This window comes from Methylocapsa polymorpha (genome assembly GCF_045689225.1).
In the GTDB taxonomy this organism is placed as follows: Bacteria; Pseudomonadota; Alphaproteobacteria; order Rhizobiales; family Beijerinckiaceae; genus Methylocapsa; species Methylocapsa polymorpha.
This window is the reverse complement of the sequence record NZ_CP136862.1, coordinates 2,687,437-2,701,559: the sequence shown is the minus strand read 5'-3', so window position 1 is coordinate 2,701,559 and position 14,123 is coordinate 2,687,437. Positions and strand designations below refer to the sequence as shown.

General features: G+C 60.0%; 13 protein-coding genes. 2 read left to right on the top strand and 11 right to left on the bottom strand.

Annotation, left to right across the window (positions count from 1 at the left end):
- Positions 1–66 precede the first annotated feature (66 nt).
- From otsA to RZS28_RS12345, 10 genes are all read right to left on the bottom strand, one after another.
- Positions 67–1,629: an alpha,alpha-trehalose-phosphate synthase (UDP-forming) gene (gene otsA, locus RZS28_RS12390; protein WP_407338056.1), complete on the bottom strand. Its 1,563-nt coding sequence runs from the start codon at positions 1,627–1,629 to the stop codon at positions 67–69.
- A gap of 303 nt (positions 1,630–1,932) precedes the next feature.
- Positions 1,933–2,577 carry a uracil phosphoribosyltransferase gene (gene upp / locus RZS28_RS12385; protein ID WP_407338055.1) on the bottom strand — a complete coding sequence of 215 codons (645 nt, stop codon included), beginning with the start codon at positions 2,575–2,577 and terminating at the stop codon, positions 1,933–1,935.
- Between the two features lie 19 nt (positions 2,578–2,596).
- Positions 2,597–3,817: a phosphopentomutase gene (locus RZS28_RS12380; RefSeq protein ID WP_407338054.1), complete on the bottom strand. Its 1,221-nt coding sequence runs from the start codon at positions 3,815–3,817 to the stop codon at positions 2,597–2,599.
- A 17-nt stretch (positions 3,818–3,834) separates the two neighbouring features.
- Positions 3,835–5,460, bottom strand: a complete 1,626-nt coding sequence (locus RZS28_RS12375) for an ABC transporter ATP-binding protein (protein ID WP_407338053.1) — start codon at positions 5,458–5,460, stop codon at positions 3,835–3,837.
- Positions 5,453–5,920 (bottom strand): type II toxin-antitoxin system VapC family toxin, encoded by a 468-nt coding sequence (locus tag RZS28_RS12370; protein WP_407338052.1) that lies wholly within the window; start codon positions 5,918–5,920, stop codon positions 5,453–5,455. The genes RZS28_RS12375 and RZS28_RS12370 overlap by 8 nt, the downstream gene beginning before the upstream one ends.
- 8 nt (positions 5,921–5,928) lie before the next feature.
- Entirely contained in the window at positions 5,929–6,201 is a 273-nt protein-coding gene (locus RZS28_RS12365; RefSeq protein ID WP_407338051.1) for a hypothetical protein, read from the bottom strand.
- A 32-nt stretch (positions 6,202–6,233) separates the two neighbouring features.
- Positions 6,234–7,409 carry an ABC transporter permease gene (locus RZS28_RS12360; RefSeq protein ID WP_407338050.1) on the bottom strand — a complete coding sequence of 392 codons (1,176 nt, stop codon included), beginning with the start codon at positions 7,407–7,409 and terminating at the stop codon, positions 6,234–6,236.
- Positions 7,410–7,412: 3 nt separating this feature from the next.
- Positions 7,413–8,501: a microcin C ABC transporter permease YejB gene (locus tag RZS28_RS12355; RefSeq protein WP_407338049.1), complete on the bottom strand. Its 1,089-nt coding sequence runs from the start codon at positions 8,499–8,501 to the stop codon at positions 7,413–7,415.
- Positions 8,502–8,510: 9 nt separating this feature from the next.
- Complete coding sequence (locus RZS28_RS12350) at positions 8,511–10,346, bottom strand: extracellular solute-binding protein (RefSeq protein ID WP_407341113.1); 1,836 nt, start codon at positions 10,344–10,346, stop codon at positions 8,511–8,513.
- A gap of 259 nt (positions 10,347–10,605) precedes the next feature.
- Positions 10,606–11,304 (bottom strand): c-type cytochrome, encoded by a 699-nt coding sequence (locus RZS28_RS12345; protein WP_407338048.1) that lies wholly within the window; start codon positions 11,302–11,304, stop codon positions 10,606–10,608.
- 286 nt (positions 11,305–11,590) lie between these two features.
- On the opposite strand from RZS28_RS12345, the gene RZS28_RS12340 reads away from it, so the two are divergent.
- Together RZS28_RS12340 and RZS28_RS12335 are read left to right on the top strand one after the other, a co-directional pair.
- Positions 11,591–12,451, top strand: coding sequence for a prephenate dehydratase (locus RZS28_RS12340; protein WP_407338047.1), 861 nt, complete (start codon positions 11,591–11,593; stop codon positions 12,449–12,451).
- Complete coding sequence (locus tag RZS28_RS12335; RefSeq protein ID WP_407338046.1) at positions 12,448–12,702, top strand: hypothetical protein; 255 nt, start codon at positions 12,448–12,450, stop codon at positions 12,700–12,702. The genes RZS28_RS12340 and RZS28_RS12335 overlap by 4 nt, the downstream gene beginning before the upstream one ends.
- Positions 12,703–12,825: 123 nt before the next feature.
- Here RZS28_RS12335 and RZS28_RS12330 read toward each other — a convergent pair whose 3' ends face one another.
- Positions 12,826–14,046, bottom strand: a complete 1,221-nt coding sequence (locus RZS28_RS12330; protein ID WP_407338045.1) for a sensor histidine kinase — start codon at positions 14,044–14,046, stop codon at positions 12,826–12,828.
- Between the last annotated feature and the right edge of the window lie 77 nt (positions 14,047–14,123).

Here is a 14,123-nt window from a genome sequence, read left to right as displayed (position 1 = left end):
GCCAAGTTATAAGTGAAAAGTTTTCCAGCCTCGGCGACGGACCCTGACGTGCGTCCAATCCCGGAGTCAATGACCCAAGCTTGGCCCCAGGGATGGCCAAATCGGCGACGCCGCGCGCCAGGGTTCGGATTCTGCAACGGCGCCGGACCTCACAACGCTGCGAGCGGCGGGGAGGGAAGGCTCCAGCTCCTGCAAATCAGCGTCGCCGCTGAGAACCTGAAGGAACCTATTAGTCCAAGCCTCGACGCTGTTGCAGCGCAGCGTCTCCATCATAGCGCTCCAGCGCTCTTTGCGCTCTTTGAGCGGCATCGCGAAAGCCCGGGCGATCGCGTCCGCGGTCGCTTCGACGTCATAGGGGTTGACGATCAGGGCCTGCTCCAATTCCTGTGCGGCGCCTGCGAATTGCGACAGAATCAGAACTCCAGGATTTTCCGGAGATTGCGCCGCGACATATTCCTTCGCGACCAGATTCATGCCATCCCGCAAAGGCGTCACGAGGCCGACGCGAGCGACCCTGTAAAGGCCCGCGAGGGCCGACTGGCTCATGACTTTATTTATATAGCGTACAGGCGTCCAATCGACATCGCCCAATTTGCCATTCACATGGCCGACCTGCTCGGCGACCTCGCGCTGGATCTTGGCGTATTCCGGGACCTCGGAGCGCGACTTGGGTGTGATCTGCAGCAACGTCACCCGCCCCCTGGCGGCTTGCGGCGAACGCTCCAGAAAGGCGGAAAACGCCGCGATTCGTTGCTTGACGCCCTTCGAATAATCGAGCCGATCGACGCCTATGATCATCTCACGGCCTTCGAGGCTCGCGCGCATCCGCTTGACGACGATATTCCTTTCCGCGACGCGCGCCTCCTGGGCGAAGGCTTCCGCGTCGATGCTGATCGGAAACGCGTCAACCTGGAACCTTCGGCCATAGGCTTCGCAACAGCCCCCGTCGACGATGTGGCCAGCCTTGGCGTGAACGAGACAGTCGCGGAAGTTTTCTGCGTCGACCGGAGTTTGAAAACCTAGAACATCATAGGCCGCAAGCGAGCGGAGAATTCGGTCATATTCCGGAAGCGCGGCGGCGATATCCGGCCCAGGCCATGGGATATGCAGGAAGAATCCCATCCGATTGGCGCATCCGAGCCGACGCAGGCAACTCGCGATCGGAATGAAATGATAGTCATGCACCCAAACGATGTCATCCGGACGCAGCATCTTGGCGAGACGCCGGGCGAATTGCTCGTTCACGCGGAAATAGCCGGAGGCGTCGCGAGCCGACAGATTGGCGAGATCGAGGCGATAATGGCAGATCGGCCAAAGCGCCCGGTTGGCGAAGCCGTGATAATATTCATCAATATCGCGGCGTGAGAGGTCGGACACAGCATAGCTGATGGATCCAAACGTCCTCACCTGCAGGGCGGGGTCGGGGTCCTGACTCACCTTGCCCGACCATCCGAACCAGACGCCGCCTCGTGTCTTGAGCGCCGCCTGCAACGCGATCGCAAGCCCTCCGGCCAACGGCTCCGCTGAGGAGGTCGGGACGGGCACACGGTTCGAAACCACCACCAGCCTACCATGCGACCCCTTGCGATCGGTCGCAACGGGCTTGTACAGAAGTTCGAGATGAACCATGGACGAGACCACTCTGATTTCTTGACGGGACTTACATCCAAAACGCTTAAACGTCGTGATGGTTGCAAGATGCCTTTAACCATACTCGCATTAACTAAATTTAGTTAGGCTTTATTTCGAAACAACAATGGCGAAGTTACGGCTTCTGATAATTGTTTGTTTTTCCCGAAAAGCCCAAAACGCCGAGCCTCGTTTCGACTCGCGCCCAACCGCGAGCTCCCGCTTTGGAGCCTGCTCTTATGCAAAACTATCATATTAAATCAATAATTTAGGTGCGATCTGGTTCAATCCGACTTGGCGAAACTATTTCGTGCCGAACATTCGGTCGCCGGCGTCGCCGAGGCCCGGGACGATATAGCCATGCTCGTTCAACCGGTCGTCAATTGCGGCGGTCCAGATCGCCACATCGGGATGCCCAGCGCGAACCTTGGCGATTCCTTCGGGGGCGGCGAGCAGGCATACGAATCGAATGTCCCTTGCGCCCCGCTTTTTCAGCCCGGCAATGGCGGCGCTGGCCGAATTGCCCGTCGCCAGCATCGGATCCATGAGGATCACAAGACGCTCGCCGAGGTCCTGCGGAGTCTTGAAGTAATATTCGACCGCTTCGAGAGTTTTGGGATCGCGATAGAGTCCGATATGCGCGACTCGCGCGGATGGCACGAGGTCAAGCATGCCGTCGAGAAAGCCCGCGCCGGCGCGCAGGATCGGCGCGAAAATCAGCTTCTTGCCGGAGATCACCGGCGCTTTCATCTTCGTCAGCGGCGTCTCGATGTCGACCATCTCGAGCGGCAGGTCGCGGGTGACCTCGTAACAGAGCAACATGCCGATTTCATTGAGCAATTGCCGGAAGCTCTTGGTCGACTGGCCGCTGTCGCGCATCAAGGTGAGCTTATGCTGCACCAAGGGATGGCGAATGACATGGACCCCGTCCGGCGCGTCTTCCCCCATGCAATGCTCCTGTAGGCCGCTACAAAAATGACGCTCCGCTGGCGGTGGCCGGCAAGCCCAAATGAACCGCAAGGCTCGCGCCAATATCGGCGAAGCTTTCGCGCCGCCCAATCGAGCGGCCGGCAACGCCAGGCCCGAAGGCGAGAACCGGGGCATGTTCGCGGGTGTGGTCCCAGCCGGCCCAAGTCGGATCATTGCCGTGATCGGCGCTTATGACCGCGAGATCGCCGGGACGCATAGCGGCGAGAAGCTCCGGCAGGCGGGCGTCAAAAGCCTCGAGGCAATGGGCGTAGCCGGCGATATCCCGCCTATGGCCGAACTCCGTATCGAAGTCGAGGAAATTGGCGAAGATCAAGCCGCCGTCGGGAAGCTCATGCAGCGCTTCGAGCATGGCGTCGAAATGCGCCATATTGCCGTCGCGCTTGATCTCCCGGCCGGTGAAGCGATGCGCGAAAATATCCCCGACCTTGCCGATCGAAACCATGGCCCCGTCAGCTTCCCTGACCCGCTCAAGGAGGTTGCCGGACGGCGGCGCAACCGCGAAATCCTTGCGATGCGGCGTGCGCGTAAATCCCTTGCTCGGATCGCCTTTAAAAGGACGCGCGATAACGCGTCCAATGTTCAGCGGATCACATAAGCGGCGCGCGACGCGGCAGAAATCATAGAGCCGCTCCAGCCCAAATGCCTCTTCATGCGCCGCGATCTGGAAAACCGAATCGACCGACGTGTAGCAGATCGGCGCTCCGGTACGCAGATGCTCCGCGCCGAGCCTTTGGATGATCTCGACGCCCGACGCATGGCAATTGCCGAGGACGCCCGGAACGCCGCCCTTGGCGATCAAGCCCTGCGTCAGTTCCAGCGGGAAACATGGCTGCTCTTTAGGAAAGAAGCCAAAGGCCGAAGCTGCCGGCGCGCCCGCCATTTCCCAATGGCCGGCGGGCGTATCCTTGCCATGCGCGCGTTCAACCGCATAGCCCCAGAGCGCCTTTGGCTCGATCCCCCGGGAGAACCCGGGCGGCCAATCGCCGCTCGAAGCCTCGACGACGAAGCCGAGGCCCAAGGCGTCAAGGTTAGGCGCCTGCAAATGCCCGCGGCGCAAGCCTTTGCGATCGCCCTGTCCGGCGGCGCAGGCGCGGGCGAGATGGCCAAGCGTGTTCGCGCCGGCGTCGCCATAAAGGGCGGCGTCCCGCGCGCCGCCGCAGCCAACCGAATCGAGAACGAGAATGATCGCGCGGGCCATGGCTTTCCTTCGCCCGTTCAGGAACTCAAAACCGCCCCGTCCTCGGCCTTGATGTCGAAAGCCGCGGCGAAGAGCGCCTTTGTGTAAGCGCTTTGCGGCTTTACGAGAAGCTCGGCGGCGGGCCCCGCTTCGACGACCTTGCCATGACGCATCACGATGATCTCACTGGCCAGAGCGCGCACCACCCGGAGGTCATGACTGATGAAGAGATAGGCGAGCCCGCGCCGCTTTTGCAAATCGCGCAAGAGATCGACGATCTGCGCTTGCACCGACATGTCGAGCGCGGATGTCGGCTCGTCCAAGACAATGAATTTCGGCTCGAGAACGATCGCCCGCGCGATGGCGATGCGCTGTCTCTGGCCGCCGGAAAACTCATGCGGATAGCGATCCATCGCCGACGGATCGAGGCCGGTGTCGTTGAGCGCGCGCGCGACAATCTCGCGCCGCTCCGCGTATTTGAGGGCCTTGTTCTGCACGCCGAGGCCCTCGGCCACGATGTCGCCCACCGAAAGCCGCGGCGACAACGAACCATAAGGATCCTGAAACACGATCTGCATGTCGCGCCGCAGCGGCCGCATCGCCTTGAAGCGCAATCCATCGATCCGCCGCCCGAGAAAGACGATCGCCCCTTCCGAATGAACGAGCCGCAGCAGAGCGAGGCCGAGCGTGGTCTTTCCCGATCCCGATTCGCCGACGACCCCGACCGTCTCGCCTTCCCGCACATTTACGGAGACGCCATCGACCGCCTTTACGAAACCCACGGTCTTGCGCAGAAACCCGCGCTTGATCGGAAACCAGACGCGGACGTCTTCCGCGCTGAAGATGGTCTTCGCAGCGAGGTTGACTGTGGGCGGCATCCCTTTCGGCTCGGCGGCGATGAGGGCCTTGGTGTAGGGATGGTGCGGCGAGGCGAAGATCTGAGCTACATCCGCAGCCTCGACGATCTTGCCCTTTTGCATCACGGCGACGTCGTCGGCGATCTTGCGCACAATGCCGAGGTCATGCGTGATGAAAAGCATAGCCATGCCGTAACGCGCCTGCAGCTCCTTCAAGAGGTGTAGAATCTGCGCCTGCACCGTGACGTCGAGCGCGGTCGTCGGCTCATCGGCGATGAAGAGATCCGGGCGATTGGCGAGCGCCATGGCGATCATCACCCGCTGCCGTTGACCGCCCGACAATTGATGCGGGAAGGCCCCGAGCCTTTGGCTCGGATCGGGAATCCCGACTTCCTCGAGAAGCTCGACAATGCGCCGGCGAATGTTCTGCGCGCCCCGGGCGCCGTGCAGCTCGAGGATTTCGCCGATCTGGCGCTCAATCGTATGCAAAGGATTGAGCGAGGTCATTGGCTCCTGGAAAACCATGGTGATTTCAGCGCCGCGAATCGCCCTGAGCCGCGAGTCGCCGCAGGTCAGAAGATCCTCGCCCTTGAACAGCGCTTGACCTTTGGGCCGGACGCCAGGCGGAAGCAGACGCACGATCGAGAGCGCCGTGACCGATTTGCCCGAGCCCGACTCGCCGACGAGAGCGAGCGTGCGCCCGCGCTCCAGCGTGAAAGACACGCCATCGACGGCGGGCGGCTGCGCGGCCTCCGTTTGAAAGGAAACCGTGAGGTCGCGGACATTGAGGAGACAGGGTTCAGGCACGGAGAGCGTCCAGGATCGTGGCGACGCCGGGTTGGTCAGGCAGGATGCGTTTTATTCCATGAGGAGATTGATTCATGTCCCTATCGTTCGACATGAAAAATGCGCAGCCTGCATGGAGCGCGCTGACCATATGAATAGCATCGGGTAGCTTGCATAACCAATTTTGACGCAAAACAGCGGTTCCAATCAGAACCTGTCGGCTGACTGGCCAAAGGTCGATCAAGCCGCTCCAGATCAGCAAATTGCCATAAAGCTCAGCCTTCCGCGCGAACGGGAAGTCGTTCTCCCTCTTGGGCGGAGCGAGAAGCTCGGCCAGGGTCAATTCGCTCGTTACGATAGCTTTCGGGACTTCTTTGAGCGCTGTCAAAAGTTGATGGACCGGCTGCGCTTCAACCCCCCCGAATTCAAATCCGAGAATAAAAACATTCGTGTCGAGATACACAAGCGATGACGCCGACATTCTTTGGCTCATCCCCATTCGTCTCGGAGAGCACGAATGTGATCATTAATTTCATCGATCGAGGAGAACACGGGACGTCGCATGGCGAACATTTCCTCCAGGCTCAAGACACGTTCGGGACGCCGTATGAGCCGAACGAGTTCGGCGTTCTCGCTAATATCCTTATCCAGATCGGATGCGGACTCGATCGTAACTCGGACCTGTTCCTCGGGTTTCAGCCCTTCTCGTAAGTCTTCGGGAAGTCTTGCGGCCGGATAGTGCTCCCGGACAATTCTATTCATGACTTATCCTCCCGCTTCATCACAGCGCGCCCCTATTGCAGCGTCTTCCTTGGATCGAAGGCGTCGCGGACGGCTTCTCCAATGAAGACCAGAAGCGACAGCATGGCGGCGATGACGCTAAAACCCGTCAGGCCGAGCCAAGGCGCCTGAAGATTCGACTTTCCCTGCAGCAAAAGCTCGCCGAGCGAGGGGGAGCCCGGCGGCAGGCCGAAGCCTAGGAAATCGAGCGCCGTCAGAGTCGTGATCGAACCATTGAGCACGAAAGGCAGGAAGGTCAGCGTCGCCACCGTCGCGTTGGGCAGAACATGCTTGAGGATGATCGCGGCGTTGGACAGTCCAAGCGCCCGCGCCGCATTCACATATTCGAAATTGCGCGTGCGCAGGCATTCGGCGCGCACGACATGCACCAGCGACACCCAGGAAAACAAGAGCAAGATGCCAAGCAGCACGAAGAAGCTCGGCGTGATGATCGACGACATGATGATCAGCAGATAAAGATGCGGCAGCGAGGACCATATCTCGATGAAGCGCTGAAAGACGAGATCGGTCCAGCCTCCGAAATAGCCCTGCACCGCGCCCGCCGCGATTCCGATGACCGAGGACACGCCCGCCAAGGTCAGGCCGAACACAAGCGAAAGGCGAAATCCGTAGATCAATCTGGCGAGAACGTCGCGGCCTTGATCGTCGGTGCCGAGCCAGTTCCATTCGATGGCCTCGCAGCCGCGCGCCGCCTGCTCCTTGTTGAACCTCGCGGCGGCCGCGCGGCATTGCGCATCGGTCAGCATCCATGTCGGCGGCGAGGGCGCGGGCGTCGGCAAGTGGCGGTTGATCGTCCGGTAGGAATAGCGAATCGACGGCCAGATCATGAAGCCGTGCTGATTGATCTCCTTGTCGATCACTTCGTCGCGATAGTCGGTCTGGGCGAGAAAGCCGCCGAACTTTTCTTCCGGGTAATCGTGGAAGATCGGGGTCAGGATCTCGCCTTTGTAGACGACCAGGATTGGCTTGTCGTTGGCGATCACTTCGGCGAAGAGCGACAGGACGAACAGACACATGAAGATCCAGAACGACCAATAGCCGCGCCGATGGCTCTTGAAATTGGCGAGGCGCCGCCGGTTGACCGGGCCCAAGCGGAGCCAACCTCGAGCAGGCTCGGCGGTCGCGAGGCGCTTCACGGCGAAGCCGTTCTGCAACACAGGCGCGCTCATGCCCTAGACCTCCCTGGTCTCGAAGTCGATGCGCGGATCGATCCACATATAGGTGAGATCGGACATGAGGTTCACGACGAGGCCGAGCAGGGCGAAAATATAGAGATCGGCAAAGACGACCGGGTAATCACGGTTGACGATCGATTCGAACGAGAGAAGGCCAAGACCGTCAAGCGAAAAGATCGTCTCGATGAGCAGAGAGCCGCCGAAAAACGCCGCGATGAAGGCGCCTGGAAAGCCCGCGACGACGATCATCATGGCGTTGCGAAACACATGGCCATAGAGAACGCGCCTTTCGGTGAGGCCTTTCATGCGGGCGGTTTGCACGTATTGCTTGCGGATCTCGTCGAGAAACGAATTCTTGGTCAGAAAGGTCGAGGTGGCGAAGGCGCCGAGCGTCATCGACGCAACCGGCAAAGTGATGTGCCAGACATAATCCGTGACCTTGCCGAAGAGCGAAAGCTGCGGCCAATTCTCCGAGGTCAGGCCGCGCAGCGGAAAAATCTGCCAGAACGAGCCGCCGCAAAAAAGCACGATGAGGAGAATCGCAAATAGAAAACTCGGAATCGCATAGCCCGTGATGACAACCGCCGAGGTCCAGACGTCGAAACGAGACCCGTCGCTCACAGCTTTCTGGATTCCGAGAGGAATCGAAATCGCGTAGGAGAGAAGCGTCATCCAAAGACCGAGCGAGATCGAAACAGGAAGCTTTTCCTTGATGAGCTGCAGCACCGGCACGTCGCGGAAATAGGATCGCCCGAAATCAAACGTCGCGTAATTCCTGACCATCAGAAAGAAGCGCTCATAGGCCGGCTTATCGAAGCCGAATTGCTTTTCGAGCTCGGCGATGAATTTCGGATCGAGACCCTGCGCGCCGCGGTATTTCGAAGAGAAATCGCCGCCGGCCGAGGCGCCGACCTCGCCGCCGCCGCCAAAATGCGCCGTCGCGCCCGCGTCCGTTCCCTGCAATTGCGCCAGGATTCTCTCCACCGGCCCGCCTGGGGCGAATTGCACGATCGCAAAAGATACGAGCAGGATCCCGAAAAGCGTGGGAATCATCAGAAGGAGACGGCGCGCGATATAGGCGAACATCAGGCGCGGTCAATGACTGGCGAATTTGATGCGCTTGGCTTTTTCTTCATCGTACCACCAGGTGGAGACGACGCCCAATTCATATTTGGGGCCGCGTTCCGGACGGCTGAATATATCCCAATAGGCGACAAGATGGTTGGATCTATTCCACATCGGCGTCCAATAATGACCGGACCTTAGGATGCGATCGATTGCGCGGCAGATTACGGTCAATTCTTCGCGCGAGCTCGCGACCAGGGCCTTTTCGATCAATGCGTCGACCACGGGGTCGGTAATGCCGGCGACATTGTGCGACCCGGGCAAAGACGCGGATTCCGATCCGAAGAAAGAGCGCATGCCGTCTCCCGGAGTCAGACCGAGATTCAAATGCAAAGGCAGAACGTCATAGTCAAACTCGTCCATCCGCCGCTTATATTGGGCCGGATCGATGACGCGAAAGCGCGCTGATACGCCAAGCAGTTTCAAATTCTTGATGAAAGGCGCCATGCTCGGCTCGAAGGCGCTTTCGAAGTCCAGGAATTCGAGATCGAAGGGCTGGCCATTTGGCAGGAGCAAAACGGAATCCTGGCGTTTGCAGCCCGCCGCCAGCAGCAAGTCGCTGGCGCGACGCAAAAGAGCGCGGTCCTGACCGGAACCGTCCGATTTCGGCGGCACATAGACTTCGTCGAACACGGACGGGTCAAGATCCTTGCGATAGGGTTCGAGCAATGCAAGTTCCGCCATCGACGGCGCGCCGGCCGCCATCATTGGAGAATTCTGAAAATAGGAGATCGTTCGCTGGTAAGCGCCATACATGATATTCGCATTGGTCCATTCGAAATCCATGGCGAGGCTGATCGCCTCGCGGATCCGACGGTCCTTGAACTTGTCGCGACGGGTATTGAAGAACCAGCCCTGGGTTCCTTGGGGCGAATCGTCGCGTAAAGCCTCGCGCTTGACGCGACCTTCCTTGACGGCGGCGAAATCATAGCCTTTCGCCCAGACCGCCGAAGTCGCCTCTTCACGGAAGGTGAAGACGCCCGCTTTGAAGGCCTCGAAGGCGACATTGCGGTCGCCGAAATATTCAAACCTTATGCGGCCGAAATTCGCCTGGCCGCGATTGACCGGCAAGTCCCGGGCCCAATAGTTCGGCTCCCGGTCGAAAGTGATGAAATGGCCCTGATCGAAGCGCCCGACCCGATAGGCGCTTGATCCGAGCGGCGGCTCCAAAGTCGTCTCATCAAAGGCGTGAGTCTGATAATAGGCGGCGCTGAAGATCGGTTGACTGGCCACGATCAGCGCAGCCTCGCGGCTGTGATTGGGCTTCAATCGCACGCGCACGACGTCGTCCGCCTCGACCTCGACCGCGTCCATGTCGCGCAGAGCCTGTCGAATCGAAGGATGCCCCTTGGTCTGCAGGATATTCAAGGAAAAGGCGACATCGCGCGCGGTCAAAGGCGAGCCGTCGTGAAAGCGCGCCTCCTTGCGCAAAAGGAAGCGATAGACATTCTTGTCGGGGGAGACGCGCACGGCGCGCGCCACGAGCCCGTAAAGGCTATCCGGCTCGTCGGCGTTTCCGGTCATGAGCGTATCAAAAATAAGCGCCATGCCCGCGGCGCCGTCGCCTCTCAAGATATAAGCGTTCAACGTATTGAACGTGTTGAAATTTTGGTTCGCTCCAACGGCGCTCACCTGAAGCGCGATCTCGCCGCCCTTCGGGGCGGCTGGATTGACATAGGCGAAATGGTCGAAATCGGGCGGCAGCGCGAGATCGCCGAAAACCGACAGACCGTGGGTCTCGACCTCCTCCGCCGCGGCGGCGCGGCGCGTCAAGAGCTGCGGCAGAGCAAGGCCCGCCGCGGCCACGCCCAAGACAGATCTGCGGGTGAATGAAAGAGGAAGGGGCGAGGATCGTTTCGCGGTCAAATTTGCCTCTCGGCGCAAGATTGCCTTTCGGCGGAAAGCGCGGCATGGCGCGCCGCCCGGATGCGCGCATGATCGGGCTAGTTTATGTCGGCATTCTGGTGACGAATGGCAAGCGCGTTGACGTGATCATAAACGCGGAAACGCCGCGCGGAAACCCGGCGGCGTCGCCCAACCCTTGCAAAAATGCGCTGCGAAAGCTCTATTTGGCCCGCACGCGCCGCGGATGATTCGACAAGGCGCGCAAATATTCGACGATGTCGGCGCGTTTAGCGGAGTCCAGATCGCCGCCCGCTTGCGGTCCGCTCGCGTAGCCATGCGGGCTGGCGAGGAACTGATCGAGATCGTCAGCGGTCCAATTGACTCCTTCGGCCCGGAGCGAATTTGAATGGGCCAAACCGGCGACGGAGCTTTTCGGACGATCGACAATCGCGAAAAGCGGCGGACCGGCCTTCGCGGCGGCGCTTTTTTCGGTCGCATCACAGGCTTGGCAGGTTTTACCGTCCGCCTCAGCCTTTCTATCGTCCGCCACCGGGGCGCCGTCGAATGCAACCGCAGCGGTCGGAGCAGTAGCGTTAGCATCGGCGCTCGGCGCGCCGCTCGCCACGGCCGACCCCGCTTCGACGCTTGGCGTTTCGCTCAGGGCGACCGCGCCGCCCTCGGAAACCGGCTTGTCCGCCACAATCTCCGCGCCGCCTGCCGCGCTCCGCGCGTTGTTCGCCGCAGCTGCGGGAACCTCGGCGCTGCGGCCATCATTCGCCGCAGCAATGACATAGGCCGGAGTCGCGAGCTTCCCATGGATGAAGATGCGATTCGAAATGCCCGCCAGAGCCAGGGCCAGAACCAATGCGCCGAGCAGACCGCCGGCTATTTTACTTGTCTCGAAAAAAAACGATCCCATTGCCGCACCACATTACCCATTAAGCTCGGCCGTTTGAGGTCATGCCTCCGGCCGAGGCGCGCAGCGGTTCAGCGACCGATTCTCTTGGGACTCCGATCTCGCTGCAGCGCAACATTGCTTAACCTCTACATACATTGCATTGCAACATAAGTGAAGGGGCGCCCGATGCTACTTTTTGTCGCCCATGGGATTCGGCAAGCTAAAAACGCGCCAGACCTTTTCCGCCGGGCCCTGAACATGCCATAGGCTTGCGCGTCCAAGCTTGCGCGAAAGGCTCCCGCCAAAAATGACCGTCAATAAAATCGCCTATCAAGGCGAGCCCGGCGCCAATTCCGATATCGCCTGCCGGAACGCCTATCCGGATTGGGAGCCCCTGCCCTGCGCCACATTTGAGGATGCGCTCGCGGCGATCACCGACGGCGCGGCGCTGCTCGGCATGATCCCGATCGAGAATTCGATCGCGGGCCGGGTCGCCGACATCCATCATCTGCTGCCCAGCGCCAGCCTGTTCATCGTCGGCGAATATTTTCTGCCGATCCATTTCCAGCTGCTCGGCCTGAAGGGCGTCGGGGTCGAGACGATAAAATCCGTTTACAGCCATGTTCACGCGCTCGGCCAATGCCGCAAGATCATCCGCAAGCTTGGCCTCGCGGCGCATGTCGCCGGCGACACGGCCGGCTCGGCCCGTGAGATCGCGGAATGGGGCGACCCTACGCGCGCCTCGATCGCGACCGGCCTTGCGGCGGAAATCTACAAGCTGGACGTGCTCGCCGCCGACATAGAGGACGAGCCGCATAATACGACCCGCTTCGTGGTGCTGTCGAAAGCCCCGAACTGGGCGCCGCGCGGCCTGCCCATGGTGACGAGCTTCGTCTTCAGGGTGCGCAATGTGCCGGCCGCGCTTTACAAGGCGCTCGGCGGCTTCGCCACCAATGGAGTCAATATGACGAAGCTCGAAAGCTATATGGTCGAGGGCGAATTCACCGCGACGCAGTTCCTGGCCGATGTCGACGGCCATCCGGAGGAGCCGGGGCTCGCCCGCGCGCTCGAGGAGCTTGCCTTTTTCTGCAAGGAATTGAAGATCCTCGGCGTCTATCCGGCGCATCCGTTTCGGATCGAGAGCCAAATGGCGGCGAGGCGCGAATGATGAGCGAGGAGCCTGCCAGCGAGGAAGAGATCACTCTGTTTCCGCTCGTCGGCTTTGCGACCCATACGCTTCCCGGCGCGCTCGTGATGCTGACCCTGGAGCTGCCCGTGGACGCGGAGGCGCCCGAAGGACCAAAGACCTATCTTCGCGTCGGGCTTCGCGCCAACGGCGCGCGTCAGCTCGCCGAAAGTCTTTTGCGCGCGGCGGAATCCGCAGAAATGGGCCTGGCGCCGACTCGGACGCCGAGTTGAGCCTTCTGCTTTAGAGCGCCTCCCGATCGGATGGACTCATCTGATCGAAAAGGAATCGCTCAAATTCAAAGAGTTGGAGCATGTTCCGATCGAAAAAGTCGATCGACTTTCTCGGAACATGCTCTAGGAAGCGGGCAAGGCGTCGAGCGGTATGAACACCACGAACTCTGTCCCAGGATTCTGAGGATGCACGACGATGGTCGCGTTCAATTGCTGCGCAAAGGCGGAGATAATACGCATGCCTAGTCCCTTGGCTTTGCCAAGGTCGAAGTTTGCGGGAAGCCCGGCGCCTTCATCGCGAACAGAAATAGCAAAATCATTTTCCCCTGAACGGGAAACCCTGATTGAGATCTTTCCCCCAGATTGATTCGGATATGCGTATTTGGCCGCGTTCGCTATGAGCTCATTGACGATCAATGCGGATGAAATGGCCCGATCGGTCGGAATCTCAATTCCTTCGTCCACATCCGTATGAACTTCGCAATGCGCGACGCTTTCGTCCAAATCTTTGCAGACCGCTTCAATATATTTGCCAATATCCCTTCGCTCGACGTCTGATCCTTGGAAGAGCTGATCATGAGCTCGTCCAACCGCAGCCACCCGCCGCGATGCTTCATTCAGATGTTCAATCAATTCCCCATCGCCAACGTCTCGGGCCTGAAGGCGCAGCATGCTGGCGACAATCGCCAAGCTGTTCTTCACCCTATGATTCACCTCTTTCAGAAGCACCTCATCGCGCTCCAGCGCAGCCTTTAGCCGACGCTCGTATCGCTCCCGCTCGATCGCCATGCCCAAAATGTTAGCCGCGCCCTGCAAAAATGCGAGATCGTGCTCCACAAATTCATTTTTGGAGCGACTATCCACCTCCAGAACCCCGAAAGGCTTTCCGTCGCCTTGCAAAATGACGTTCATGGCGCGACGGACGCCGTGTTGCTGAAGGATTTCCGGGGTCCTAAAACGATCTTCGTTCTCGAGATGGTTCGAGATGACGGGCTTGCCGGTTCGCAAGGCGAATCCAGCGGGAGAAGCGAGGTCTGCGCCAACGCTCGCAACGCCGATTATGCCTGGATTCCAACCCACTCCCGCCCGAACGAGGAAGCGGTTTTCGGATGGAATGTGTTCGAGGACCTTGCAAAATTCCGCGCGCAGGCCTTGCGCGGTTAGCCGCACCGTGGCTGTCAGCAGCTCATCGAACGAGGCGCCCTGCAGCGCCGTTACGCCCAGCTCCGCGAGAATCTCCTGCTGACGGATGCGCTCCTCGAGAGCGCGAAGCGTCAAGTCCGGACCTTGGTCGTTAGGCTTCGACTCAACGATAGGATCATCTCCCTTATCGGTCGCACCCATCGGCAATGATCCCTGGAACGCCGCTACTGCCTAACCCATCTGTCATCATATGAGTCCCGGCGCAAGGCTCCCTCCCA